26 protein-coding genes are annotated in these 26,687 nt (G+C 65.5%); 21 read left to right on the top strand and 5 right to left on the bottom strand.

Translation table 11 applies throughout. The features are described 5' to 3' along the window. Window positions 1-94: 94 nt before the first annotated feature. Complete coding sequence (locus ACIBG0_RS19050) at window positions 95-1,519, top strand: amidase (protein ID WP_397034104.1); 1,425 nt, start codon at window positions 95-97, stop codon at window positions 1,517-1,519. Between the two features lie 361 nt (window positions 1,520-1,880). Here the strand turns inward: ACIBG0_RS19050 and ACIBG0_RS19045 are convergent, their stop codons facing one another. The 3 genes from ACIBG0_RS19045 to ACIBG0_RS19035 form a co-directional block, all read right to left on the bottom strand. Continuing rightward, window positions 1,881-2,771: a LysR family transcriptional regulator gene (locus tag ACIBG0_RS19045; protein WP_397034027.1), complete on the bottom strand. Its 891-nt coding sequence runs from the start codon at window positions 2,769-2,771 to the stop codon at window positions 1,881-1,883. A gap of 437 nt (window positions 2,772-3,208) precedes the next feature. Then, entirely contained in the window at window positions 3,209-4,039 is an 831-nt protein-coding gene (locus ACIBG0_RS19040; RefSeq protein ID WP_397034025.1) for an SDR family oxidoreductase, read from the bottom strand. Beyond that, entirely contained in the window at window positions 4,036-5,625 is a 1,590-nt protein-coding gene (locus ACIBG0_RS19035; protein ID WP_397034102.1) for an aldehyde dehydrogenase family protein, read from the bottom strand. The genes ACIBG0_RS19040 and ACIBG0_RS19035 overlap by 4 nt, the downstream gene beginning before the upstream one ends. Window positions 5,626-5,788: 163 nt before the next feature. On the opposite strand from ACIBG0_RS19035, the gene ACIBG0_RS19030 reads away from it, so the two are divergent. Continuing rightward, a complete protein-coding gene (locus ACIBG0_RS19030) occupies window positions 5,789-7,072 on the top strand; it encodes a PucR family transcriptional regulator (protein WP_397034024.1) in 1,284 nt (427 codons plus the stop codon). Between the two features lie 11 nt (window positions 7,073-7,083). On the opposite strand, the gene ACIBG0_RS19025 is transcribed toward ACIBG0_RS19030, so the two are convergent. Continuing rightward, entirely contained in the window at window positions 7,084-7,344 is a 261-nt protein-coding gene (locus ACIBG0_RS19025; protein ID WP_397034023.1) for a DUF2277 domain-containing protein, read from the bottom strand. Window positions 7,345-7,434: 90 nt separating this feature from the next. Here ACIBG0_RS19025 and ACIBG0_RS19020 point away from each other — a divergent pair, with 90 nt between their 5' ends. Further along, window positions 7,435-8,286, top strand: coding sequence for a DUF1266 domain-containing protein (locus ACIBG0_RS19020; RefSeq protein ID WP_397034021.1), 852 nt, complete (start codon window positions 7,435-7,437; stop codon window positions 8,284-8,286). On the opposite strand, the gene ACIBG0_RS19015 is transcribed toward ACIBG0_RS19020, so the two are convergent. After that, the gene (locus ACIBG0_RS19015) at window positions 8,266-9,213 is read right to left on the bottom strand and encodes a hypothetical protein (protein ID WP_397034019.1); all 948 of its coding nucleotides are present in this window, start codon (window positions 9,211-9,213) and stop codon (window positions 8,266-8,268) included. The genes ACIBG0_RS19020 and ACIBG0_RS19015 overlap by 21 nt on opposite strands. A 355-nt stretch (window positions 9,214-9,568) precedes the next feature. Here ACIBG0_RS19015 and ftsH point away from each other — a divergent pair, with 355 nt between their 5' ends. From ftsH to ACIBG0_RS18925, 18 genes are all read left to right on the top strand, one after another. After that, the gene (gene ftsH / locus ACIBG0_RS19010; protein WP_397034017.1) at window positions 9,569-11,938 is read left to right on the top strand and encodes an ATP-dependent zinc metalloprotease FtsH; all 2,370 of its coding nucleotides are present in this window, start codon (window positions 9,569-9,571) and stop codon (window positions 11,936-11,938) included. Between the two features lie 199 nt (window positions 11,939-12,137). Next, window positions 12,138-12,728, top strand: a complete 591-nt coding sequence (gene folE / locus ACIBG0_RS19005) for a GTP cyclohydrolase I FolE (RefSeq protein WP_040686186.1) — start codon at window positions 12,138-12,140, stop codon at window positions 12,726-12,728. 80 nt (window positions 12,729-12,808) lie between these two features. Then, complete coding sequence (gene folP / locus ACIBG0_RS19000) at window positions 12,809-13,636, top strand: dihydropteroate synthase (RefSeq protein WP_397034015.1); 828 nt, start codon at window positions 12,809-12,811, stop codon at window positions 13,634-13,636. Between the two features lie 23 nt (window positions 13,637-13,659). Continuing rightward, on the top strand, window positions 13,660-14,064 hold the full coding sequence (gene folB / locus ACIBG0_RS18995) for a dihydroneopterin aldolase (RefSeq protein ID WP_397034099.1): 405 nt from the start codon (window positions 13,660-13,662) through the stop codon (window positions 14,062-14,064). Window positions 14,065-14,092: 28 nt separating this feature from the next. Further along, window positions 14,093-14,629 carry a 2-amino-4-hydroxy-6-hydroxymethyldihydropteridine diphosphokinase gene (gene folK / locus ACIBG0_RS18990; RefSeq protein ID WP_397034014.1) on the top strand — a complete coding sequence of 179 codons (537 nt, stop codon included), beginning with the start codon at window positions 14,093-14,095 and terminating at the stop codon, window positions 14,627-14,629. Between the two features lie 2 nt (window positions 14,630-14,631). Beyond that, the gene (locus tag ACIBG0_RS18985) at window positions 14,632-15,102 is read left to right on the top strand and encodes a DUF3180 domain-containing protein (RefSeq protein WP_397034098.1); all 471 of its coding nucleotides are present in this window, start codon (window positions 14,632-14,634) and stop codon (window positions 15,100-15,102) included. A 70-nt stretch (window positions 15,103-15,172) separates the two neighbouring features. After that, window positions 15,173-16,231 (top strand): DUF6779 domain-containing protein, encoded by a 1,059-nt coding sequence (locus tag ACIBG0_RS18980; RefSeq protein WP_397034012.1) that lies wholly within the window; start codon window positions 15,173-15,175, stop codon window positions 16,229-16,231. A gap of 532 nt (window positions 16,232-16,763) precedes the next feature. Then, a complete protein-coding gene (locus ACIBG0_RS18975; RefSeq protein WP_397034011.1) occupies window positions 16,764-17,708 on the top strand; it encodes a Rossmann-like and DUF2520 domain-containing protein in 945 nt (314 codons plus the stop codon). A 48-nt stretch (window positions 17,709-17,756) separates the two neighbouring features. Then, window positions 17,757-18,725, top strand: coding sequence for a pantoate--beta-alanine ligase (gene panC / locus ACIBG0_RS18970; protein ID WP_397034009.1), 969 nt, complete (start codon window positions 17,757-17,759; stop codon window positions 18,723-18,725). A 13-nt stretch (window positions 18,726-18,738) separates the two neighbouring features. Then, a complete protein-coding gene (gene panD / locus ACIBG0_RS18965; RefSeq protein WP_397034007.1) occupies window positions 18,739-19,227 on the top strand; it encodes an aspartate 1-decarboxylase in 489 nt (162 codons plus the stop codon). A gap of 4 nt (window positions 19,228-19,231) precedes the next feature. After that, window positions 19,232-20,026, top strand: coding sequence for a type III pantothenate kinase (locus ACIBG0_RS18960; RefSeq protein WP_397034005.1), 795 nt, complete (start codon window positions 19,232-19,234; stop codon window positions 20,024-20,026). Between the two features lie 179 nt (window positions 20,027-20,205). After that, window positions 20,206-20,802 (top strand): cysteine dioxygenase, encoded by a 597-nt coding sequence (locus ACIBG0_RS18955; protein WP_397034003.1) that lies wholly within the window; start codon window positions 20,206-20,208, stop codon window positions 20,800-20,802. Continuing rightward, entirely contained in the window at window positions 20,802-21,233 is a 432-nt protein-coding gene (locus tag ACIBG0_RS18950; protein ID WP_397034001.1) for a rhodanese-like domain-containing protein, read from the top strand. Before ACIBG0_RS18955 ends, ACIBG0_RS18950 begins: the two co-directional genes overlap by 1 nt. Before the next feature lie 309 nt (window positions 21,234-21,542). Beyond that, window positions 21,543-23,009, top strand: coding sequence for a lysine--tRNA ligase (gene lysS, locus ACIBG0_RS18945; protein WP_397034097.1), 1,467 nt, complete (start codon window positions 21,543-21,545; stop codon window positions 23,007-23,009). Between the two features lie 115 nt (window positions 23,010-23,124). Next, window positions 23,125-23,484: an Lsr2 family protein gene (locus tag ACIBG0_RS18940; protein ID WP_040686163.1), complete on the top strand. Its 360-nt coding sequence runs from the start codon at window positions 23,125-23,127 to the stop codon at window positions 23,482-23,484. Between the two features lie 250 nt (window positions 23,485-23,734). After that, complete coding sequence (locus ACIBG0_RS18935; RefSeq protein WP_397034095.1) at window positions 23,735-24,295, top strand: FHA domain-containing protein; 561 nt, start codon at window positions 23,735-23,737, stop codon at window positions 24,293-24,295. A gap of 136 nt (window positions 24,296-24,431) precedes the next feature. Next, the gene (locus ACIBG0_RS18930; protein ID WP_397034000.1) at window positions 24,432-25,100 is read left to right on the top strand and encodes a DUF1772 domain-containing protein; all 669 of its coding nucleotides are present in this window, start codon (window positions 24,432-24,434) and stop codon (window positions 25,098-25,100) included. A gap of 629 nt (window positions 25,101-25,729) precedes the next feature. Beyond that, on the top strand, window positions 25,730-26,668 hold the full coding sequence (locus ACIBG0_RS18925) for an esterase/lipase family protein (RefSeq protein WP_397033999.1): 939 nt from the start codon (window positions 25,730-25,732) through the stop codon (window positions 26,666-26,668). Window positions 26,669-26,687: the final 19 nt, after the last annotated feature.

The raw sequence follows: 26,687 nt of genomic DNA, 5'->3' as shown, positions 1-26,687 counted from the left end.
CGCTCCGGAGGCTGTTGAAGCCCCGGAGGTGCAGGCCGCCCATGGGATCGCGGTGGGCGAGACCGATGCCGTACATGCTTCGATGGATTCCAGCATGCCACGCGAATCCGGCCTGTCACGAGGTCCGGCGGCGGCAATTGCGGCAAGTGTCCGCGACGGCTCGCTGACGCCGATCGAATCCGTCGATAACGCCCTGGAGTTGATCGCCGCCGGGAACCGAAAAACGAATGCATTCACGGTCGTTCGCTCTGCTAAGGCACGGGCCGAGGCGCTCGCCCTCGAACAGCGTCCCGACCTGGATATGCTGCCGCTGGCGGGCGTGCCCATCGCGATAAAACACAACATCGCGGTCGAGGGTGAAGCGCCGCTGGCCGGTTCCACCGCCACCGATCCCCGCCCGGCAACCGCGGACCATCCGGCGGTGTGCAGGCTGCGGGCCGCGGGTGCGGTGGTGGTAGGGCTGACCGCGGTCCCCGAGCTGGGCCTGTGGGGCACGACCGAGAGCGAAGGCCGCATCACCCGGAACCCGTGGAATCCCGCGCGCAGCGCCGGTGGCTCGTCCGGCGGTTCGGCCGCGGCCGTGGCGGCTGGATTGGTACCGGTGGCGCACGGCGACGACGGTGTCGGTTCGGTACGTGTTCCCGCGGCCTGCTGCGGGGTCTTCGGGATCAAGCCAGGACGGTATACGGTGCCCGCCGAGGTAGGCGTCGATTCCTGGTCCGGGATGGTCGAAAACGGTGTGCTCGCAACGACAGTCGGCGATGCCGCGCTCGCCCTATCGGTGCTGGCCGCGCGCCCCGACCTAGCCGAATTGGAACCGCCGGGCCGACTACGCATCGGGCTGGCCGTGGCGCCACCGTCCCGGTTGTTCCGGGTCGATCGGCACTGGACCGCGGCGGCCCGCACCGCTGCTTCGGCCGCCGTCGCGGCCGGGCACCTGGTGGAATCGGTGACGCTGCCCTACGGCGACTCACTCGTCTCGGTCGGCCTGCGCTGGTTGGCATTCGCTGCGCGCGAAGCCGCGAATCTCGTGCGACCCGAACGGCTGCAACGGCGCACCCGCCGCCACGTCGCACTCGGTCGGCTCGTCCAGCGGTTTCGGCTGGTGCGCCCGGCCCAGGTGGACCGGGTCGAGGCTCGCCTACTGGATTTCTTCGAGCGCTACCACGTGGTGATCACCCCGACACTCGCCGCGCCACCACCGCGGGCCAGGGCCTGGCACATGCTGGGTTGGCTCGCGAATGTTGTTACCAGCGCTCGGTATTCACCGTTCACACCGCTGTGGAATCTGGTCGGCTGGCCCGCCGCGTCGATCCCGATGGGCATGCATCCCAGATCGAAAACGCCGGTCGCCGCCCAGCTCGCGGCACCCCCCGGCAGTGAATCGATCGTGCTGCGCCTCGCGGCGCAACTCGAGTCGACCCACCCCTGGAAGCGAACGGTAACTGTGTTTGATGGCGGCGCGGGCGCCGCGTGTTCGCGGCCCCCTGGTGTCTCGCGTCCGAGCCGTCGAGACTAGCGACTTCGTCGCATGCGCTTCGACGACTCGGACGCGAGACGGGCCGTGAACGTCGCTCGTAAGACTCGCTCCGTGGTGGTTGGTGGTGGCGGGGCGTTCGGCACTTGGTGCACGCATGCGGGAAGGGCGAGTTCCGCGCCTTGCGGGCGCACATGCTTCGACGGGTCGGATGTAAGACGGGCCGCGAACAGTGTTTGATTGCAGCGACTCCGGCGCTGCGTGTCCCTTGATGTCTCGCATCCGAGCCGTCGAGACTCGCGCCTGCGGTGCATGCGCTTCGACGGCTCGGACGTGAGACGGGCCCGCGAACCTCGCTCTAAGACTCGCTCCGTCGGGCTGAGAGAGGGCTAGGGGCGAGCGTTTAACCGGCGATCGCGGGCTGGTGCTGTACCGCGAAACCACCCTCTACCGCGCGTGCGGCGAATTCGAGGATGGTCGGTCGGTTGTCGTCGGCGCGCCAGGCCACCGCGAGTTCGCATGGGGCGAGTCCGGCGAGTGGGCGGGCGGTCAGACCGGGCCAGCGGTACATCGGCACATTGTTCTCGGCCAGCAGGCAGACGCCGAGGCCGAGGCTCACGGCCTCGAGCTTGTCCTCTGGGGTCGCAGCCTCGGCGCCGATCTTGGGCTGACGGCCATTGCGGGCATCGTTGCCGAGCCAGAAGTCGCGCACCGCACCGGCCTCGGTGGGCAGTGCGATGAACGCCTCGTCCAGCAGGTCGGCGAAGTCGATGGTCTGGTTTTCGGCCAGCGGATGGTTCTCCGGCAGCAGGACCCAGCGCGGCTCGGTGCGCAGTACCTGCCAGCGGTACCGATTCGGATCGGGTAGCGGAAGCCAGACCAGTGCGAGGTCGGCCTGCCGCCCGGCCAGACCGCTGGACGGGTCGGTCCAGGAGGCGGCGTGCAGTGCGAGGCGGTGCCCGCTCGCGCTCTCCAGATCGTTGAGCAGCCCGCGGCCGAGCGCGGACTGGATGCCGACGCGCAGCACCTCACCCGCCTCCTGCAGGGAGACGTTGGTGACCTCCCAGAGCTCCAGGATCTTGCGGGCTCCTTCGAGCAACTCCTTACCCGCGACGGTCAGCGCGACACTGCGCTGGTTGCGGTCGAACAGGACCACGTCGAGCTGGCGTTCCAGCTGACGAATCTGACGCGAGAGGGTGGGTTGAGCGATGTGCAACCGCTGAGCGGCGTTGGTGAAGTGCAGTTCCTCAGCGACGGCGACGAAATACCGCAGGTCGCGCAAATGCGGGTCCATAGCCCCTTGCTATCAGAATCGGTCCTGAATTTCCAGCCTATTGAGGCCCGAAAGTCCGGATACGGCAGCCGAAACAGTCGGCAGGTTTGTTAGACACAGCATATGGCTTGTCATGGTCATTTGCATCATCGACTCGGCGAATCTCCGGCACTCGTGCGCCTCGACGTCGCATGCAAGTTAATTGGGCGTATGACCAGCAACGATGCGGTGTGTGACAGATTCGCGGGCCATGTTGCGGGAGTGCCGGAGTGTGGCCGGTCACGGTCGAGAAACCGCCCCGCAACGGGAGTGATGCCATTACCGGCGGCTGAAGTGATGTTCATCACATTTGCGTTTGCTATCTCGTCCGAATCGTTCGGAAGCCGCCGTTGCGAGGACGTTCCGACGCGCGAAGGCGCCGTGGTCGATGACCCGACCACGGCGCCTTCAGCGATCACTCAGAGGCTGCGTGCCCGATCCTCATAGGCCTTTCGCTCGGCCACATCCACATCGTCGAGGAACGCATTGCTCGAACCCAGCGCCCTGGCCAATCCATCAGCCACCGGCTCGGGCAGCAGATTCACCAGCCGCGACAGGAATCCGGCCACCGCGGTGACCCGGACCTTGGACTTCGGCTCGGCGATCAGCGCGACGATCGCATCGGCGATCTCCTCCGGCTCGGCCGGACGCAACAGCTTCGGGCCACTCACACCGGAGCCGAGCTCGGTATTCGTCAGCGTCGGCAGCACCGAGGAGAATGCGACACCCGAACCCCGGTACTCCTCGCGCAGGGTGTCGGTAAAGCCGAGTACCGCATGCTTGCTGGCGTTATAGGTCGCCAGGCCCGGGATATGCGTCTCGCCCGCGAGCGAGGCGATATTGATGATGTGGCCCCGCTTGCGCGCCAGCATGCGCGTCAGGCCCAGTTTGGAGCCGAGGATTACGCCGTAGACGTTGATATCCAGGATCCGGCGGGTGATCTGGTCCGGCTCATCGGCGAATTTACCGGTCGGCATGATGCCCGCATTGTTGATCAGCACGTCGATCGGGCCGACGGTGCGCTCGACCTCGTCGAGGAAGCTCTCGAACGAGGTGGCATCGGTGACATCGAGGCGCCCGTACAGCTCGAAATCGCGGGCGGCGCCGGACTCCTTGACCGTGGTCTCGTCGATATCGCCGATCGCGATCTTGGCGCCGAGCGCTTGCAGTGCGGTCGCCGTGGCCAATCCGATGCCGCGCGCGCCGCCGGTGATGACGACGACCTTGCCGCGAATCTTCGCCGTGCTCACTTGTTGTCTCCCTTGAGTTTCAGAATCGCCGCGATATCGATGCGCCGCAGTCCACGAGCCCCCGCGGCACGCATCGCCGCGAGCCCGAACAGCACCTTCGGCATCTGGTACGGGAACCAGAGCAGTTCCTTCTGCTGGGTCGGCAGGATCGGCGTGGTGATCGCCTTCTGCCTGCAGTACTTGCGGACGCCGTTCGCACCACCCCAGCGCGCGCCCACACCGGACTGTCCCCAGCCGCCCATCGGCAACGCGAAGCTGAACAGGTTGACGAAGACGTCGTTGATGTTCACCGCCCCGGCCTCCAGCGCACGGGCCACGCGCTCGCCGCGCTCCTTATCGCCGGTCCACACCGAGGCCGACAGGCCATAGATCGAATCATTGGCCAGCCGAACGGCTTCGGCTTCATCGGCGACCTTGATCACCGGCAGGGTCGGGCCGAAGGTCTCCTCGGTAATGCAGGACATGGTGTGGTCGACATCGACGAGCACAGTGGGTTCGAACAGGGTGCCGACACCGGTGCGCTTGCCGCCGGTGGTTACCCTCGCCCCCGCGGCCACTGCCTCCTCGACATGCCGCTGCACGATCTGGGCCTGGTTCTCATTGGCCAGCGCGCCAACGTCGTATCGGGGCTCGCGACCGTCGAGGCCCTGGCGCAGATTCTTGACCGCATCGGTGAGCTTGACGACGAATTCGTCGTAGACCGGAGCCTCCACATACACCCGCTCCACCGAAATGCAGACCTGGCCCGAGTTGAACATGCCGCCGAAGGCGATGCCGTGCGCGGCCCGATCCAGATCCGCATCGGCCAGCACAATCGCCGGATCCTTACCGCCCAACTCCAGGCTGTAGGGGATCAACCGCTCGACACAGGCCGCGGCGATCTTGCGCCCGGTCGCGGTCGAACCGGTGAACTGGATGTAGTCGGCATGCTCGACTACCGCCGCACCCGTCGCACCCGCCCCGGTGACCACGGCGAATACCGGCGGCGCGCCGATTTCGGCCCAGCCCCTTGCCAATTCGACAGCCGAAAGCGGAGTCACCTCCGAAGGCTTGAGAATCACCGCGGCACCGGCGGCCAGCGCTGGGATCACATCGATGACCGGCATGGCCAGCGGGAAGTTCCACGGCGTGATCACACCGACCACCGGATACGGCTTGTACACCGTGGTCAACTTCTTGACCCGGGCAAGCGGGCTGTGCGGCGAGGGGTGGTCGTCGGCGAGGAACTTGCCGGCCCGGCGCGCGTAGTAGCCGATCAGATCGGTGGAGAAGGCCGGGTCGATCAGCGCGTCCACCCGAGGCTTGCCCGCCTCGGCCTGCAGCACATCGGCCAGGTGCTCGGTGTTGTCGATGATCCAGTCCTGCAGCTTCAGCAGCCATTCCTTGCGCCCGTCGGGGCCGATCGCCTCCCACTCCGGCTGATACAGGCGCAATTCGCGAATCTTGGCCGCGACCGCGTCGGGGCTCTCGTTCGGCACGGTGCCGACCACCGCGCCGGTACCCGGATTGCGGACCTCGATCAGTTCCGGATCCGCTTTCTCGGCCGTGGTCTTGCGCGCGGTTTTCTGCTCGGCCGCGCCGGGCACGGTATCGGTCACACTGTTCTCCCACTACGTTGTGCTGTGCACCGCCGGTGCTGTGAATCAGTTCACTGACCTATGATCGTGACACAAGGTTGGCGGACTTTCTTGGCCCGATTTGTCAACGAATGAGGTCGTTTTTGTTCTCGAAGCACAATTCGGACTCTGGATGAGCACCGGCCGGATCAGTCCTAATAGCGCGGTGGTCCGCGACTGGCTCGCCGAATACGTCTACGAGACCATGCGCACCCAGGCTCTGGAACAGGTCGTCGACCGCCTCGACAACGCGATCATCGCGCACATCCCGGAACTCGCCGATCGAGATATGCGCCGCGACCTGGCCGCGAGCACCCGCGCACACGCCAGAGTGGTGCTCGCCAATCTCACCAGTGACACCATCGAATTCGCCCTGCCGGAGGAGGCGCACGCCTTCGCCCGAACCCTCGCCCGGCGCGGTTATGACCTGCGGCTGCTGCTGCGGACCTATCACGTTGGGCAGGAGGCGGTCCTCGACTACATGACCGACGCGGTCGACGAACGCCGACCGCCACCCGAAATCGAGCGGGCGGTAATGCTGCGGCTATTCGAGCGTTCCACCCGATGGGTCAGCATTTCGGTGGAGACGCTCACCGACACGTATATGGAGGAGCGCGAGCGCGTAATGCGGGCCGCCCTCAACCGCCGCACCGAAATCGTGCGCGCTTTGCTCGCCGGAGACGAACTCGATATCGACCAGGCCTCGGTACGGCTCGGCTACCGGCTTACCAAGCAGCACTTGGCCTTTGTGCTGTGGACCGATGAGGCCACCGGCGAGCCGGACAGCGAGTCGAGCGGCTTGCTGGATCGGGTGGCGACACGATTGGCCACCGTGCTCGGCAGCAACCACGTGCTCACTGTCGCCTCCGGTGCGAGCGGCATGTGGGCCTGGGCGAGTTTGGACGACGAGAGCCATGCCGCCGAATTGGCGGTTCCGGGTGAGATCGAGCGAATGGTGCTCGGACAGGTGGAGCCGCCGGTGCGGGTCGCGTTCGGGGTGCCCGCGCCGCAGGCCGCCGGGTTCCGGCAGGGCCATTACGAGGCGGTCGCGGCCAGGCACGTCGCCGAGCGCGCTCCGGCGGATCGCGCGCGGGTCACCGCATATCGCGAGGTGGAGATCGCCTATTTGGCGGGCGCCGACGACGCCGCCATGCGCGGTCTGATCGGGCGCGAATTGCACACGCTGGCGGGCCGTGATGTCAACGCCACCCGACTGCGCGAAACCTTGCATGCATATCTGAAAAGCCAGCGCAGCCCGGAGGCCACGGCGAAATTACTCGGTGTGCACAAAAACACGGTCCGCTATCGAATCCAGCGGATCGAGGAACTGCTCGGCCATCCGATCCAAGCGCGCAGTCTGCCGCTGGAAATCGCACTGGCCTGCGTCGCCACCTACGGCGCGGACGCCCTACCGTGAAACGTCGAGAACTACTCCGCCTCCGCGACCTCGCGTTCGTGGCGTAGCGGCGGTTCGGTGACCGGTGCGACCCGCACATCCGGTAGATCCGCGAGCAATTGCGTGGTCGCTGCCGCGATGGCGTTCACCGCCTTGTCCACGGCCGCCTTGGTTGTGGTGCTCAGGCCGGACACGCCACCGACCGTACGCACGTACTGCAGTGCGGCAGCATAGATTTCCTGCTCGGTAGGCGCAGGCTCCAGGCCACGAAGGAGGGTGATGTTGCTACTCATGGGAGCACACTACTGCCCTTTGTCGGGGTAAGGCAGGACAAGAAACAGATCCGACGAAGCCAAGCGATTACACAGGTTTATCCAAGATCGATGGTGAACAATCGGGGTATGCCTGCCCGCGGTGTCCCCACCTTGACAACATTCCCCTACGACGAACTCGACAAGCGGGAAGAGGACCACTGGTCCGGCGCGGCGGTATCGGATGACGAGTTGCGCGCGCTCGCTCTCGGCGCGTTCTATTCGGCCCGCTGGGATGCCTTCCACGATGCCCTGCTGCTCGGCCCCGAGCGTGACCATCCGCTCGGTGACCGGCGCGAACTCGCCATCGATACGCTTACCGGCGCGTGGGGCATCACCGACAGCACCGAGGCGCAGGCCTCCATGGAGCAGTTGCTCGAAGGTATGCACGCGCCGCTGTACGCGATGGTGCATCCGTTGGTGATGGCATCGATCAATGCCAGTGAACGCGACCGGTTCGGTGAGCGAGCCGATCGGCACCGGGCCTTCCTGCGCCAGGTGGGCTCGTTCCGGGGGATGGACAATCCGGAGGCGCTGGTTCGCGATTACGACATCTGGTCACAGGCGATCAAAATCGGTTTCACCGATCATCTGGCCCGTCCGCTGCCGAGTGATATCCATGCCTGGGATCTGGCCCGCGTGGTCGCGGTGGCCCGAATGGCCTTCACCGCGGGCTATCTCGACGCCGACGTGGCCTGGGGCTATCTGATGCGGGCACTGCCGCTGGCCCAGCGCAAATACCAGAATTGGCGCCAATTCGGCGATGCCTACCTGACCGGCTGGACCTACTGGCAGGCCTGTGAGGATCTGGCCGAACTCAAGAACGGCGGCGTGGATCGGCGCATGGAACTGCTGCGCCTGTGGTTGCGTCCGACCAGCCCGTGGCGGCGGATCACGCTGCAATCAGTGCCCGTCGGGGAGTGAGCGCAGAATCCCACGCCCGTAGCGCTGGAACTGTCCGTCGTCGACCATGCCCAGGGAATGCCGCTCCACCAGCAACTCCCACTCGGAATAAAGCTGGGAGACACCCGGATCGGCCGGACCGGCCGCACCGTCGGCCGAATCGCGCCGGACGGCGAAATTCACCGCGCAGGTGACACGCTCGGTATCGGCCCGATCGGTGCCGGTGAAATGCAACGTGACGTTTCCGTCGTGCACATCGATGCCGGTCTCGCCGCGCACCGAGCCGACCTCACCGGGAGCGGTCATCGGGCCGTCGGTGGTGCGCGCCCACATGACGACCGGGATCGGAAGCTCGTGCGCGTACCTGTCACCGGGTCCGATGGAGATGAACAGCAGCCGTCCGGTGGTCGCGGCCAGCAGGCCGGGACCGCTGCCCGCCGGTGGATGCGCAACCACGATGGCAGTCTCCAGCACATATTCGTCGATGGTGACGTAGCGATGGAGTGCGGCTATCGCCGCCTTGGCTTCGCGCTTGGGGGCCATCCGCCGCACGGCTCGATCGACATCGGCTCGGGTCGGCCCGCTCTTACCCCATTGCGGGGCGGGCGGCTGCAGATCAGGTGCGGCCACATCCATGCGCTGGCTGGCCAGGATCTGATCGTTGATGCGCTCGACGATTTCGGCGGCCGCGGGGAAATCGTGGTCGGCTATCAATACCGGCAGCGGTGTGCGGTCGGCGGGTACACCGGTGAGCACCGGTGTGGGATAACGCAGATAGATCTCGATGACGACCGCGTCATCGGCGCGGCGGTTCAGCCGAACCTTGAGCAGATCGGTGACCGGCACGTCCAGTACACGTTCGCCATCGCTGCCCGGGCGTAGCACGATCAGTCGTCCCCGGCCGTGCCGGAGTATCGCTGTGGGTGTCCGTAGCTCAACTATGTCCATACCCCCTGCGCTCTGTTTGGTCTGCGGTGCTGCCGGGGCCTACGTGGTTCCGCAAGCTACCGCCTTCGGCCCCGTCGCTCGCACCGCGGCTATGTGTCGTCGCTCACGATAGGCCGAACATGACATGATTGTGACCACTTGGCGTAACCCGACCGGAGACTTCGGGAACCACGGACGTTCCCCGACCGTTTACCTGTCGAACTACACCAGCTGCCGAACTGCGCGATGTATCGACTAGACCGTACGCGGTAACGTGGCATGTCCGCATCCGAACCACCGGACGGGACGCGCCCAACGCCACGCTAGGCATGCACCGGAGACACCCGGAAAGGACTGGCCGCCCGGCCTACGCTCTATGAACCGCAAGACTGTGTTTCGCACCCTGGCCATAGTCTCGGGCATCTTGCTCGTGATCTATGCGTTCAGCTATTTCGGCAATGACACGCGGGGCTGGAAGAGCGTCGATACCTCGGTGGCGTTGAGTCAGCTGAACGACAAAAGCAACGTCAAGAACGTCCAGATCGACGACCGCGAGCAGCAGCTGCGCATCGAGCTGAACAACGGGAACGACGCCACCTCCGGCTCGAAGAAGGTCATCGCCAAGTATCCAGGCGGTAGTGAGACCTCCAACCAGGTCTTCGATGCCGTGCAGAAGTCCGGCGCACCGTTCAACACGGTGGTCAAACAGGACAGCTGGTTCACCCAGATCCTGCTGTTCGTGCTGCCGATGGTGATCTTGTTGGGCCTGTTCATCTTTGTGATGTCGCGCATGCAGGGCGGCGGTCGCGGCGGCATGATGGGCTTCGGTAAATCCAAGGCCAAACAGCTGTCCAAGGACATGCCGAAGACCACCTTCGCGGATGTGGCCGGTGCCGACGAGGCCGTCGAAGAGCTCTACGAAATCAAGGACTTCCTGCAGAACCCGGTGCGCTACCAGGCGCTGGGCGCGAAGATCCCGAAGGGCGTGCTGCTCTACGGCCCGCCCGGCACCGGTAAGACCCTGCTGGCGCGTGCCGTCGCGGGCGAGGCCGGGGTGCCGTTCTTCACCATCTCCGGTTCGGACTTCGTCGAAATGTTCGTCGGTGTCGGCGCCTCCCGCGTGCGCGACCTGTTCGAACAGGCCAAGCAGAACAGCCCGTGCATCATCTTCGTCGACGAGATCGACGCGGTCGGCCGCCAGCGCGGCGCCGGCCTCGGCGGTGGTCACGACGAGCGTGAGCAGACGCTGAACCAGTTGCTCGTCGAGATGGACGGGTTCGGCGATCGCACCGGCGTCATCCTGATCGCCGCGACCAATCGCCCCGACATCCTCGATCCGGCCTTGCTGCGTCCGGGCCGGTTCGACCGGCAGATCCCGGTCAGCAATCCGGACCTGGCCGGGCGTCGTGCCATCCTGCGGGTGCATTCGCAGGGCAAGCCGATTTCGCCGGAGGCCGATCTCGACGGTCTGGCCAAGCGCACCGTCGGCATGTCCGGCGCGGATCTGGCCAATGTCGTCAACGAGGCCGCACTGCTCACCGCCCGCGAGAACGGCGCGGTGATCACCGGCGAGCAACTCGAGGAGTCGGTGGACCGCGTCGTCGGTGGTCCGCGCCGTAAGAGCCGCATCATCAGCGAGCACGAGAAGAAGATCACCGCCTACCACGAGGGCGGCCACACCCTGGCCGCCTGGGCGATGCCGGATATCGAGCCGGTCTACAAGGTCACCATCCTGGCCCGCGGCCGCACCGGCGGCCACGCCATGACGGTGCCCGAGGACGACAAGGGCCTGATGACCCGTTCGGAGATGATCGCCCGCCTGGTCATGGCGATGGGTGGTCGCGCGGCCGAGGAACTGGTATTCCACGAGCCGACCACCGGTGCGTCCTCGGATATCGATCAGGCCACCAAGATCGCACGCGCGATGGTCACCGAATACGGCATGAGCGCACGTCTGGGCGCGGTGCGTTACGGCGAGGAGCAAGGCGATCCGTTCCTGGGTCGGTCGATGGGCGTGGGTTCGGGCTTCTCGCACGAGGTCGCCGGCGCCATCGACGAGGAGGTGCGCAACCTGATCGAGGCCGCGCACACCGAGGCGTGGGCCATCCTCAACGAGTACCGCGATGTGCTCGATGTGCTCGCCACGGCGCTGCTGGAGCGGGAGACCTTGCACCGCAAGGATCTCGAGGAGATCCTCGCCGCGGTGCAGAAGCGGCCGCGCATAACCGCGTTCAACGATTTCGGCGAGCGGGTGCCATCGGATAAGCCACCGGTGAAGACTCCGGGCGAACTGGCCGCCGAACGCGGCGAGCCGTGGCCCCCGCAGGAGCCGCTGCTGCCGAAGCTGCCGCAGCGCGAAGCGGCGACCGCGAATGGCTATCCGGACGCCGGTTACCAGGAGGAACCGCGCTACGGCGGCTACGCCCAGCCGCACCCGTTGCCGCAGGCGCCCACCCCGGCCTACCCGCGACAGGGCGCGACGCATGGTTCGCGGCCGGATTACGGCGCCCCGGCCGGTTGGTCGGCACCGGGCTGGCCGCCTCGCGACGAGCCGCAGCAGCAGTCGGGTCAGCCCGGCTACGGCGGCTGGCAGGGTGAGCCGCAGTCGCGCCACGGCTATCCGCAGCCGCAGCAGCCATGGGGTCAGCCGGGCCGCGGCAGCGACGGCTATGACGAGCCCGCAAGTGGCACTGGGAATAACGAGGGCGAGAACCGCAATTGGGATGGACCGAACGGTCGGCACTGACACGTGCCGATTAGGCTCGACCATCTGGGTGCGGGGTGATTGCTCGCACCCAAGATTTTGGAGGTGTCCTCGATTGTCGGCCAACAATCACGTCGGTGGCCCCGGGCATGTGAACGGCGGTGCCGTTGCGAATGCCAGCGCTTTCGACGAATTCGACGAACCGGTCAAGTACAACGGTGCGGGCCCGGCCGAGCCGGACTTGATCGCATTGGAGACCGGCAGTCCCTTCGATCAGCCCCGAGCCGAGGCCGCGATCCGAGAATTGCTGATCGCCGTCGGTGAGAATCCGGACCGGCCCGGCCTGATCGATACGCCCGCGCGCGTGGCCCGCGCCTATCGAGAGATGTTCGCCGGGCTCTTCACCGAGCCGGATGCGGTGCTGAACACCACTTTCGACGAGGGGCACCAGGAATTGGTGCTGGTTCGCGATATCCCGTTGTACTCCACCTGTGAACACCACCTGGTGTCCTTTCACGGCGTCGCGCACGTCGGCTACATTCCCGGCCCGCACGGCCGGGTGACCGGACTGTCCAAACTGGCCAGGCTGGTCGATCTGTATGCCAAGCGTCCGCAGGTACAGGAGCGGCTGACCAGCCAGATCGCCGATGCCGTCATGCGCAAGCTGGATCCGCGTGGTGCCATTGTCGTGATCGAGGCCGAGCATCTGTGCATGGCCATGCGCGGTATCCGCAAGCCCGGCGCCAGCACCACCACCTCCGCTGTGCGCGGTCTGCTGCAGTCCAACGCCGCCTCGCGGGCCGAGGCCCTCGATCTGATCCTGCGGAAGTGAGGCCCCGCGCGGTGTCGACGCACGCCCCCGATACCCTCCGGAGCAGTGTCGCGCCGCGCGATAATCGCTCCTGTGTGGTGATGGGGGTCGTGAACGTCACCAGCGATTCGTTCTCCGACGGCGGCCGCTATCTGGATCCGAGCCTGGCGATCGCGCACGGCATCGAGCTGTACGAGGCGGGCGCCGACATCATCGATATCGGTGGCGAGTCGACCCGGCCCGGCGCGGTGCGCATCGACCCGGAAACCGAGGCCGCGCGGGTGGTTCCGGTCATTCGTGGTTTGGTTGCCGCGGGTGTGCCGACGAGTGTGGACACCATGCGGGCCGGTGTCGCCGAGGCGGCGATCGCGGCCGGAGTTTCGGTCGTCAACGATGTCTCCGGTGGCCGCGCCGACCCGGATATGGTGAAAGTCGTTGCGGCGGCTGAGGTTCCATGGATTCTGATGCACTGGCGGGCGGGTGCGGACTATCGGCACACCGGCCCGGCCGACCACTACGACGATGTGGTCGCCGAGGTGCTCGCCGAATTGACCGCGCAGGTGGAGTTGGCCGTCACGGCCGGTGTCGACCGGTCCCGACTGGTACTCGACCCCGGCCTCGGATTCGCCAAGAATGCCGAACACAACTGGGCACTGCTCGGCGCGCTGCCCGAATTGGTCGGCCACGGGCTGCCGATACTCATCGGCGCCTCTCGTAAACGTTTCCTCGGTGCCCTGCTCGCCGATGCCGCGGGTCCGCGCCCGCCCGACGGCCGGGAGACCGCCACCGCGACGGTGTCGGCGCTGGCCGCGCTGCACGGGGCCTGGGGTGTCCGCGTCCACGATGTGCGTGCCTCGCTCGATGCCATTGCCGTGACCGATGCCTGGCAGCGCGCTGCCGGGCACAGCCCCCGAGGAGCCGTTCTATGACCGCAGCACCGCGCAGTGATTCGATGACCGGTGGCGGGCCGGAGGCGGGTGGGCGCCGGCCCGACCGGATCGAGCTGCGGGGCCTGCGCGCGTATGGCTATCACGGCTGCTTCGACTACGAACGCCGCGACGGCCAGGAATTCCTGGTCGATCTGACGGTATGGACCGATTTCGCCGCCGCCGCGGCCACCGATGACCTGGCCAACACCATCGACTACGGGGCTCTAGCCGAGCGCGCCGTGCGGATAATCCAGGGGCAGCCGCGCAATCTCATCGAAAAGGTGGTCGCCGAAATCGCCGACGATGTGATGACCGATGCGCGCATCCAATCGGTCGAGGTCGTCGTGCACAAACCAGCCGCGCCGATTCCGCATACCTTCGCGGATGTCCGCGTGGTCACCTCGCGGCAGCGCGGAGTGGTGGCATGAGCGAGCGCCGCGCCAGCGAGGTGGAGCGATGAGTCGCGCCGTCTTGTCGATCGGCTCGAATCTGGGCGATCGGCTCGCGCAGCTGCGCAGTGTCGTCGACGGACTGGGGGATCGAGTGGTGGCGGTGTCGCCCGTGTACACGACCGCGCCGTGGGGCGGTGTCGAACAGGACGACTATCTCAATGCCATTGTGCTGGTAGATGACCCGCGGTTCGGCCCGAACGATTGGCTGCGCTTCGGTCAGCAGTTGGAGCAGGCCGCCGGTCGGGTGCGCGAAGTGCGTTGGGGCGCGCGCACTCTCGATGTCGATGTGGTGTTGTGTGTCGAGGAGGGGGCGGTCTACCGCAGTGACGATCCCGAATTGACCCTGCCGCATCCGCAGGCACACAACCGGGCCTTCGTACTTATCCCGTGGCTGGATGTGCAGCCGGACGCGGAACTCGAGGTCGATGGCACCGCGCGGCCGGTGCGCGATTGGCTCGCCGAACTCGACGCGGGCGAACGCGCGGGTGTCCGGCCGACCGAATTCGTGCTGTCGGCGGCCACGGAGGGTTCGGCGTCGTGAAACTGAAGCCGACCCGGATCTTCGACCTCATCGCGAATGTCGTTGTCGCGGCCCTTATCGCCTGGCTGCTCACGCGGATGGCCTATGGCAGTTTCCCGCCGATCTCGATTTATGCGGGCGCATCGCTTTATCCGGTGGCCGCGATTGAAGTGGCACTCGCTTTCGTAATCCGCTCGCGAGTCAATGAACATCAGATCGGCGACGGCAGCCATCAGCTGCATCCGATCACCGCGGCCCGCGCGGTCGCATTGGCGAAGGCGTCCGCGCAGGTCGGCTCGCTTGCCGCAGGGGTATGGCTGGGTTTTCTTTTGTGGGTTTATCCACAGCGCGACACCTTGAATGCGGCGGGGGCGGATAGTCCCGGCGCAATTGTCGGGATGCTGGCGGGGGTGGCTTTGGTAGCTGCGGCACTGTGGTTGGAGTATTGCTGTCGGGCACCTGAGGACCCTTCGGACGATCCAGCAATGACTTAGCTAACAATCGGGATGGAATCACCGCGCGAGAATCTGGGCGCGGCTGGCCGATCAAGCTACCCTGGCGTGCATGGTTTCACCCTCCCGTAGCAGCACCTCTCGTCGACGGCGGGACGACGCGGGAAAAATGTTCATCGGCGTATTGATTCTGCTCGGTCTGGTTGCCAGCGTTTTCCTGGTTTTCAGCGACCGTCTGCAGTTTGTTCGGATCGGCTTGGTGGCGGCGCTGTGGGCTGCGGTGATCGGCGCTTTGGCCGCGACGCGGTACCGCAAGGAAGCCACGATCGATAAGGCCAAGGTCCGTGACCTGCAAACGGTGTATGAGCTCCAGTTGGAACGCGAGGTGACCGCCCGGCGCGAATACGAGCTCGGAGTCGAGGCGCGGGTGCGCGCGGAGGTGGGTGCCGATGCGGCCGAAATGGCCGCCCTGCGCGCCGAACTCACCGTGCTCCGGCAGAGTCTGCAGCGGCTCTTCGACGGTGATCTGCCGATGGATCGACCCGCGTTGCGGGCCGATGCGACCCGGATTCAGGAGTTGCCGAGCGCATCCGGAAATTCGGCCAACAATAGCTCGGCGAATGCCGACAGCTGGCTGGACATGGCGTTTCAGCAATCACCTAGCACCTTCACTCCGGTCTTCGACTCGGATCATCCGGAGCCGCCGCGCTTCGCCAGTCCCTTCGACGATCCGGTGACCGCGGAGACCGCTGTCGTCTCCCTCGACGATTTCGACGACTCCGAGATCCCCGAAGCCGAGGTCGACGATGTTTACGACACCGGCCCGCTGGCCACCGCGGCTGGCGGCTGGGCCGACGCGTTCACCGAGGATCCGGAAAAGACCGGTGTTCCACCGCGGTTGCAGCCGCTCGAGTACACCGTGCCGCCGCGTCCGTCGGAACCGGAGCCGTCCGCGTCCGAACCCGAGCAGGACGCCGCGGCACCGGAGCCGACACATCCGGAGCCCGCTCCACGTCCGACGACCACGGTCCCGCCGCTGGGCACCGCCACCTCCCGCCGCCGTCGCCGCGTCGATCCGGACGCCGACTCCGGCAATTCGTCGCGCCGACTTTCCGTGGCCGAGATCATGGCCAACCTGCAGTCGGAAGAAAACGGACGCACCGGCCGCTGACCCAGCCCGATCGGCCACGGCGACGCACTCCCCCATCCCGACCGAGCGGGGAGTTCGTGGCCCGTCTCCCGTGCGTAGTCGCGGCCCTGGACTCAGCCGGTGGTCGAAGTGGGTGCGACGAAGTCGTAGGGTCTCGACCATCGGGCATGCGTGCACGTGGTGCCGTACGCCGCGCCATCGCTGATCCCGATGGAGCGGGTCTTACGGGCGGGGAGTTCGTGGTGGCCGGTCTCGTGTCCGTGCGAAGGCGCGGCCCCTGACGCAGCCGAGTGGACGAAGCGTGTGCGCCGAAGTCGCGAGTCGCGCCCTTTCGGCATGCGTGCATCCGGTGCTGAACGTCCCGCCATCACCGACTACCACGGAGCGAGTCTTACCAGCGAGCCGTGAACGGGTCGCGCCCGCGCGGCCAAAAACACTGCGGTGTAAATCACGGTGGTGCCCCGTGGCATCGGCGAACGATGGGCCGATATTCTCGGTGCGTAACGTCTGGTACCCGGCTGTCCGGGACTGGAACGACATCGAGAGGACAACGTTGACCTCGAGAAGCGTCAACTCTGATAACGCTGCTTCGGGTGACCCCGCGCCTGCACGCTTGACGGTGGGAATCGTCTCGGCGGGACGCGTCGGCTCCGCACTCGGCGCGGCGCTCGAGCGCGCCGGACACGTGGTGTTCGGCGTGGCCGCCATCTCGGATGCCTCGGTGCATCGGGCTCGCACCCGGCTACCCGAATCCGAGATCCTGCCGGTCGAGGATGTGGCCGCACGCAGCGAATTGCTGCTGCTTGCCGTACCCGATGCCGAACTGGCCGGGCTGGTGCGCGGTCTGGCATCCGCCGGTGTGGTCCGCCCCGGCACGATCGTCGCGCACACCTCCGGCGCCAATGGCGTCGCTGTGCTGACGCCGCTGGCCGAGCGCGGCGCACTGCCGTTGGCCGTCCATCCGGCCATGACCTTCACCGGTCACGACGAGGATGTCGCCCGCATCGGCAATGCCTGCTTCGGCATTACCGCCGCCGACGAAATCGGCTTCGCCATCGCGCAATCGCTGGTGATCGAAATGGGCGGCGAGCCGGTTCGGGTGCAGGAAGAAAATCGCCAGCTCTATCACGCCGCACTCGCGCACGGCAGTAATCACCTGGTCACGCTGGTCTTGGACGCGGTCGAAGCACTGCGCGCCGCACTCGCGGGTCCCGGCCTGCTCGGCCAGCAGATCGTCGACGATCAACCCAACGGTCTGGCCGAACGTCTGCTCGCCCCCTTGGCCTCCGCTGCTCTCGACAATGCCCTGCGCCGTGGTCAGTCCGCGCTGACCGGGCCGGTGGCACGCGGTGACGCGGATGCCGTTGCCGCACATCTGAGCGCTATGGCAGCCGTCGATACCCGCCTGGCCGCGGGCTATCGCGCCATGTCGCTGCGCACGGCCGAGCGTGCCAAGACCAATCCGGCGCTGATCGAGCTGCTGGAAGGCGGCCGGTGATGGATCCGAACTTTGCCCGGCGCGATCGACAGGACCAGAGGAGCCAGCGTGCCTAACCACGGAGGGCCCCGTATCGAGCAGAGCGCGTATCGCCGCGGCGAGCTGACCGTGCACCACGATCCCGAGGCGATCGCCGCGGTCTCCAAGGCTCTGCGCGGCGTCGGTCGTACCGTCGGGCTGGTGCCGACCATGGGCGCACTGCACGAGGGGCACCTCGAGATCGTGCGCCGGGCCAAGCGGACCAATCAGGTGGTCATCGTCTCGATTTTCGTGAATCCGCTGCAGTTCGGTGCGAACGAAGATCTGGACAAATACCCGCGCACCCTCGACGCCGACGTCGAATTGCTGCGCAAGGAGGGTGTGGAGCTGGTATTCGCGCCGAGCGCCTCGGATATGTATCCGGACGGCCCACGCACCACCGTGCATCCGGGCCCGATCGGGGCCGAGCTGGAAGGCGCGAGTCGACCGACGCATTTCGCGGGCATGCTGACCGTGGTCGCCAAACTGCTGAATATCGCGCGTCCGACCGAGGCATTCTTCGGCGAGAAGGACTATCAGCAGCTCACCCTGATCCGCCAGATGGTGCGCGATCTGAATATGGACGTCAAGATCGTGCCGCTGCCGACGGTTCGCGAACACGACGGACTCGCGCTGTCCTCCCGCAATCGGTATCTCGATGCGGCACAGCGGGAATCGGCACTGGCCCTGTCGGCGGCGCTGGCCGCGGGGCGGCATGCGGGCGCGCTCGGCGCGGATGCTGTGCTGGCCGCCGCCCGCGCGGTGCTCGAAGCGACCCCTGGTGTCGATGTCGACTATCTCGAATTGCGTTCGTCCACGCTCGGCCCCGCTCCGGCGAACGGCAATGCCCGCCTGCTGGTCGCCGCCAAGGTCGGCTCGACCCGCCTGATCGACAACACAGCCGTCGCACTCGGCGCACCTGTCGACGGTGGCCATCCCACACTCCCCGATTCGCGCACCGCCGCGACCGACTCCCAGCCTGCCCAGGCCGATATTTAGGAAGGCGACAGCGATGTTGCGCACCATGATGAAGTCGAAGATCCACCGTGCCACGGTGACCCATGCCGATCTGCACTATGTCGGCTCGGTGACCGTCGACCAGGATCTGCTCGATGCCGCCGATCTGCTCGAGGGTGAGCAGGTCTGCATTGTCGATATCGATAACGGCGCCCGCCTGGAGACCTATGTGATCGCCGGTGAGCGCGGTTCGGGTGTGATCGGAATCAATGGCGCCGCAGCCCATCTCGTGCATCCCGGTGATCTGGTCATTCTTATCGCCTACGGCATGATGGACGAGGCGGAGTTGAAGGAATACGCCCCGAAGGTCGTCTTCGTCGACGAGCACAATCGTGCGACCGATCTCGGTTCCGATCCGGCGCATGCCCCGGAGGGTTCCGGTCTGGTCACCCCGCGCTCATTGACCGCTGTGCCGGATGCGGCGTTCCCGGGCCCCGCCGTGGCTACCCGGGCTGGCGCCTCCGTGCCCGTCGCTCACGTCTGAGCCGATGCTGCTCACCATCGATGTCCGGAATACGAGCATCGAGCTCGGATTGTTCTCGGGCAGTGGTAATCACGCGAAGTTGGTGCGGCACTGGCGGATCCACACCAATCCGCTGCTGACCGCGGACGAATTCGCCATGCAGGTGCGCGGATTGGTCGGTGCGCAGGTGGAGGAGATCGTCGGAGTTTCGGCATTGTCCACCGTGCCGCCGGTACTGCGCGAGATCAGATCGATGCTCACTCGCTATTGGGATCATGTGCCGCATGTAGTGGTGGAACCCGGTGTGCGAACCGGTATTCCGCTGCTTGTGGACAATCCCAAGGAAATCGGCGCGGATCGCATCGTGAACACCCTTGCGGCCCATCACCGTTTCGGTACGGCCGCGATTGTGGTGGATTTCGGCACGGCCACCACCGTCGATCTGGTATCGGCCAAGGGCGAGTTTCTCGGCGGTGTGCTCGCGCCGGGTGTGGAGATCTCCAGCGAGGCGCTCATCGAGCGTGCCGCATTGCGCCGGGTGGAGTTGGCGCGGCCGCGTTCGGTGGTCGGCAAGAACACCGTGGAGGCCATCCAATCCGGCGCGATATTCGGTTTCGCCGGTTTGGTGGACGGCCTGATCGATCGGATTCGCGATGAATTCGACGCATTCGCCGGTGACGATGTCGCGGTTGTCGGGACCGGGCACACCGCGCCGTTGATCGTGCCGGAATCGGAGACCATCGACCACCACGAGCCGCATCTCACATTGACCGGGTTGCGCCTGGTCTACGAGCGCAATCAGCGCCGTAAGGGTGCCTGATATGCCGACCCGGGGTGCTCGCGCATGACGAGCCACTTTGCCGCCGGTTTGTGCGCTGCTACACTCGCACCCGTGTATTCCCGCGTGAGCACCCAGGAGTGTTGTCGAGGCTGACATGCCTCGACCGATCGAGGCTGAGCAAGTCCCTCGACCGTTGACATACTTCTGGAGATTCGCTGATGCGTTCTTCTGTTCTTTCCCTCGATTCCGCGCGTAATGCCCTTTCGGCCACCCCGCCGCTTGATCGCGCCGTCTCTTCCGCATTACCCACCCGCCTGCGTCCCGCCGATCTGCTGCGGCTGACCGACGAGGGCGCCGAAGACGTACTCGCCGGGCGCTACGACCATCTGTTGCCGGCCGACGGAATTTGGCCGACCGATGAGCGCTGGGCCACCCGGCTGCTTTCCGACGACGAGGTCGATGTCTGGCTGATCAGCTGGACCCCCGGCAAATCCACCGAATTGCACGATCACGCCGGCTCGCTCGGCGCATTGACCGTGCTCAGCGGTGCGCTTTCGGAATTCCGCTGGAACGGAACGGAACTGCGCCGACGCACCCTGATCGCGGGTGATCAAGCCTCGTTCCCTATCGGCTGGGTGCACGATGTGATGCGCGCACCAGCTGCGGTGGAATCGGCCGGGCCGCTCGATCCGACGCTCAGCGTGCACGCTTATTCACCGCCGCTCACCGCCATGTCCTATTACGAGGTGACCGGCCACGGCACCCTGCGGCGCTCCCGAACCGTCCTCACCGACCAGCCCGAAGGTGATATGTGATGACCCGTTTGACCATCGATCAGATGCTCGACAACGCGCGGGCTCGCTTGAATCGGATCTATGCCTTCGAAACGCCGCGGGCGCTGGATCGGGGCGCGATTCTGGTCGATATCCGGCCGCAGGCGCAGCGCGCGCGTGAGGGCGCACTGCCGGGCGCTCTGGTGATCGAACGCAATGTTCTCGAATGGCGTTTGGACCCGTCGAGTTCGGCCCGGCTGGCGCTGGCCACCGATCACGATGTGGAATGGATCATCGTCTGCTCGGAGGGCTATACCTCCAGTCTCGCCGCGGCCGCGCTGCAGGAACTCGGTCTGCATCGGGCTACCGATGTGATCGGTGGCTATCAAGCATTGAAGGCGGCCAGTCTGCTCAGTGTCGGGGTTCGTGCGCCGCACTTCGCCCGCGAGGTCGAGGCGCTGGCAACACTGTAAATTCGGGCCGAACCACTTCCATCTCGAAACATACGGGCGCGCAATGGTTTTCGTAGGATTGCCGGAGCGTGCCCGCTATTCGTCATGCCGAACAAGGCCGCGAAACAGGACATGAAGGACTGTTTCGGGCGCGACTGATTCGTTAGCGGTCCGTCGTGCCCGGGCGGCTCGCAAATCGATTTCCGGTGCCCGCTAGTGTTGTCGAACGTGAGCAACCCGAACACGCCTTCATCCGGTCGCTCCGCGGGTTCGGTTCCTGCGGGGCAAGCCAACCGTCCCGCGCCCGCCGCGGACGACGTTCCGGAGCAGATGCGGATTCGGCGCGAGAAGCGCGAACGGATGATCGCCGATGGTGGTGAGGCCTATCCGGTGGTGGTGCCGCGCACACATACTCTCGGCGAAATTCGGGCCGCCTATCCGGAGCTCGAGCCCGACACCCAGACCGGTCTGCAGGTCGGTGTGGTCGGGCGCGTCATTTTCCTGCGTAATACCGGCAAGCTGTGTTTCGCGACGCTGCAGGAGGGCGACGGCACCAAACTGCAGGCGATGATCAGCCTCAACGGTGTGGGAGCCGACGCACTGGCGGCCTGGAAGGCCGATGTGGACCTCGGAGACTTCGTTTTCGTGCGCGGCGAGGTGATCTCCTCGCGGACCGGTGAATTGAGCGTCATGGCCGATTCCTGGGCCATGTCGGCCAAGGCCCTGCGGCCGCTGCCGGTGGCACACAAGGAGATGAACGAGGAGTCGCGGGTACGGCAGCGTTATGTGGATCTGATCGTGCGTCCCGAGGCCAGGGAAATGGCCAGGACCAGGGTCGCGGTGGTGCGCGCGATGCGCAACGCGCTCGAGCGCCGCGGCTTCCTCGAGGTGGAGACACCGATGCTGCAGACGCTGCACGGCGGTGCGGCGGCGCGCCCGTTCGTCACCCATTCCAATGCCCTCGATATCGATCTCTACCTGCGAATTGCGCCCGAACTGTTCCTCAAGCGGTGTGTGGTCGGCGGTCTGGAACAGGTCTTCGAGATCAACCGGAACTTCCGTAACGAGGGGTCGGACTCCACGCATTCCCCGGAGTTCGCAATGTTGGAAACCTATGAGGCATACGGCACCTATGATGACTCCGCACGGATGATTCGGGAATTGGTGCAGGAAGTTGCCGAGGAGGTCTTCGGCACGCAGGTGGTAACCCTTGCCGATGGCACCGAATACGATCTCCGCGGCGAGTGGACCACGGTCGAGATGTACCCATCACTGTCCGATGCACTTGGTGTATCGGTGACTCCGGAAACTTCGATCGAGGAATTGCGTGCACTCGCCGATCGGGTCGGACTGGAAATTCCCGAGGACAAGGGCTATGGCCACGGCAAACTTGTCGAAGAACTCTGGGAGCACCAGTATGGTGACAAGCTCTACGCCCCGACTTTTGTGCGCGACTTCCCGGTGGAGACATCACCGCTGACCCGACAGCATCGCAGCAAGCCCGGAGTTACCGAGAAGTGGGACCTCTATGTGCGCGGCTTCGAGTTGGCAACTGGCTATTCGGAGTTGGTCGATCCGGTGATCCAACGCGACCGGTTCGTGGATCAAGCGCGCCTTGCCGCACAAGGTGATGACGAGGCCATGGCACTCGACGAAGACTTCCTCGCTGCGATGGAGCACGGCATGCCTCCGACAACGGGTACCGGTATGGGAATCGATCGGTTGTTGATGGCACTCACGGGATTGGGAATCCGGGAAACGATACTGTTCCCAATTGTGCGTCCAGTCACTCGCTGACGATCGGATTGCATAGCTCAGCCCTCGTCTTGGAATTTTTCGAATTCGGGGTATTCTTGCCTCGGGTAATCGGCCTAGTATGCGGGTCGCACGATTTCGAGAGGACGTTCATCTCATGGCAAAGAAGGTCACCGTTAGCCTGATCGACGATGTCGATGGTGAGTCCATCGCGGACGAGACCATTGAGTTTGCGATCGACGGTGTGTCGTACGAGATCGACCTGTCGTCGGCAAATGCGGCGAAGCTGCGCGACGGCTTGGAAGAGTGGGTTTCGAGTGCTCGGCGGGTGAGCGGTCGGCGGCGGGTCAAGGCGGCGGTTGCTGCTCCTGGAGCCGCAAAGAGCCGGGTCTCGATCGATCGTGAACAAAGCGCGGCAATTCGCGAGTGGGCGCGCCGGAATGGACACAAGGTGTCCGCGCGGGGTCGTATCTCGGCCGACATCACCGATGCGTACAACAAGGCCGCGAAGGGCTGAGTTCTTATTTATTTGGGCCGCCGCCCGGGCAAATCGTGCGACGCCCGGGCGGCGGTCGTTTGTGATAGGCCTTCGATATGGGGAAGGTCAGCAGTCGAATCGATCTTGCTCGCGGTACCAGGACGCGGCACCATGGAACTGTGCGAAGGGCGTCACTGGCGGTATGGAGAGATGAGGTATCGGCGCAGTGACTGGTTTCGTCGGATCGCTGTTGCGATTCACTGATGACTCGGGTCGGCAGCAGGAGTTCATGCTCACCCCGGACCAGCAGCGCGTCACCATCGGGCGTTCCCCGCAGGCCGATCTGGCGCTGTGCTGGGACGCGGAGGTCTCGCGCCTGCATGCGGCGGTCGAATATCTCGGTGCGCACTGGACGATCGTCGATGACGGCCTGTCCCGCAACGGCACCTTCGTCAACGGGGAACGGCTGGTCGGTCGGCGGCGGCTGATGGCGGGCGATCGGATCCGGGTCGGTACCTCGCTGGTGTCGTTCCACGATTTCGGTGGCGTTGTCGATGATGCGACACGGACCTCGACCGGCACTATTCCCACGCTGCGCTCGCTGACCGATACCCAGCGCGCGGTGCTGGTCGCGCTGTGCCGTCCATATAAGAACGGCGCCGGTTTCGCGACGCCGGCTTCGAATCAACAGATCGCCGAGGAATTATTCCTGAGCGTCGATGCGATCAAGACTCATCTGCGGGCACTGTTCGCCAAGTTCGGTGTGGAAAATCTGCCGCAGAATCAGAAAAGAGTCCGACTGGCCGGTTTGGCCATGCAGAGTGGATTGATCTCCGACCGAGACTTGTGAAGCCGTAGGGCGTGGACGCTCGCTTAGGTGGCCGAGCGCTTGAACCATGGCTGGCCGCGACGGTTGCCGATGTACTTGAAACATCACCGGACGAAGTAAATCGGACCAGGTCCGGGTTTCGAGGCAGGAGAAATTCATGTTCGCGCTACGACTCGCCGCGCTGGTGGCGGCCACTCTCGCGACCGGCTTGATCGCAGGCGTTTTCTACGCTTATGCGATATCGGTGATGCCCGCGCTGAACCGCACCGATGATCGCGCGATGATCGATGTGATGCAGAAGATCAATGTGGTCATCATCAACCCGTGGTTCATGCTCGGATTCCTCGGTACCGTCGGTTTCACCCTCCTCGCGGCGGCACTGCACCTGGGCAAGGAACACCGCACTACCTTGATCTGGCTCGCTGTCGCGTTGGCGCTGAATGTGATCGCCTTCGCGGTCACCTCTGGATTGAATGTTCCACTGAACGATCAACTGGCGGCCGCGGGCGATCCGGCGCAGATCGGCGATCTGGCAAAGGTGCGTGCCGATTTCGAATCAGCTTGGGTCCGTTGGAATATTCTCCGTGCGATTCTGCACACGCTGGCATTTTTGGTGCTGACCGGGGCGCTGTTCGTGGCCGGTATCCAGCACGGCCGCGCGCATGCTGCGGGTTCGGTTGGTGCACAGCAAGTTTCGCGCGTTCAGTCGATGCCCGGCGTCGGTCCGCAGGCCGCCGGTCAGCACTACCGGGCACCGATCATGGCTCAGCAGTACGGATTCGGGCAGTCCGGTGCGCAGCGGACTGGTGCGCGTTCCCTCGCGTAGGAATCGACCGCGGTACCTAGTTCTATGCCGCCGTCGGCGGGTCGATCAGCGATCGGCTCGCCGACGGCGGTTTCGGTATGCGAACTGCGAATCCGCCAGATCGGACTACATTCTCGCGGGCGATTACGCGGCAGTCACATCCAATTCCGCGATGCGGGCCACCATCGGGCGCGAGGCCGCGCGAATGCGCCTGACGGGCCGTCTGCGGGCCGAAAACGGTCAGCTACCGGACGCTGGCCGGCCCTGCCCTGCTGCGTAACCCGGACGGCAATCGTGCACTGTTGCGCGGCCTTTCCTGCGGCGGCCAGCACGCCGGCGCACTGGCCAGCGCGGACCCGTCGCGGCGATTGCGCGAGCGCGCGGCCGGCACGCCGCGAGCCGCCGTCAACGTCGGCTCGCCCGCCGATGCGACAACGTGTTCTAGTAAGTCCGCTACGACGCAAGGGCCGTACGTCTCCCGAATCGACGCCGGTAACTCGCACCCTGCCGACGGTCGAAACACTGTCGGCCGCATTACCGGTGAGTACTGCGAGGGGGGACTGGATTCGCAGCGGACTTGCTCGAACTGCCCTCCGGGTGACGATAAGTTGCGCTACGTTCTGGAACACGTTCCAGATTTGGAGGACTTCATGCGGCGTGTTTCCGGGTCCGCGCTCGTCGTTGCCGTGCTGGCCGTGCTGTGGATTGGTGCGGGTGGTATTGCGCAGGCCGAGTATCCGGTCGACTACAACTTCTTTGCCGGAATTCCGAACGAGCTGGTAAATCACGGTGGCTCGCTGCCGGGGTCCAATGATTGGGGGTGTCGACCCAGTGCGGAGCATCCGAATCCGGTGGTGCTCGCGCACGGTACCGGTGGTGGGGCGCAGACGAATTGGGGGCTCTACGCGCCGCTGCTCGCGAACGAAGGTTACTGCGTCTTCTCGCTGACCTATGGCGCCTACGATCTCCCGTGGCCGATCTCGGCGGTGGGCGGGATGCTGCCGATCGAGCAGAGCGCGGTGCAGTTCGGTGCGTTCGTGGATCGGGTGCTCGCGGCGACCGGGGCGAGCAAGGTGGATGTGGTCGGGCATTCGCAGGGCACCGTAATGCCGAATTACTACGCCAAGCGGCTCGGCGGTGCGGACAAGATCGATAAATACGTATCAATCGCACCGGCCTGGCGCGGTACCAATGCGGGCGGCGGTGCGGATGTGGCCGCGTTCGCCGACCGGCTCGGCGCCGGGCCCTACTTCCAGGCGGCTGCGGGTTCGCTGTGCCAGGCCTGCACCGAGCTATTGCGCGATTCGGCCTTCCTGCGGGATCTCAACAGCGACGGCGTCTACGTTCCCGGCATCACCTACACCAACATCATGGGCAGCCTCGACGAGATCGTCGTCCCTTACGACTCGGGCTTCGTGCCGGGGCCGAACACCACGAATATCGTCGTCCAGGACGGCTGCGCGTCCGATTTCTCCGAACATCTGGCCATCGCGGGCAGTCCCCGCACCGCTCGCTTCGTGCTCAATGCCCTCGATCCGGGGCATGCGCGCGAGGTGCCGTGCGAGTTCGTCCCGCCGTTCACCGGCTGACACCACGACTGGGAAGCGG

Source organism: Nocardia sp. NPDC050630, from assembly GCF_044457245.1.
In the GTDB taxonomy this organism is placed as follows: Bacteria; Actinomycetota; Actinomycetes; order Mycobacteriales; family Mycobacteriaceae; genus Nocardia.
Note: the sequence above shows the minus strand (reverse complement) of the source record. Positions and strands in the feature narration are given on the sequence as shown.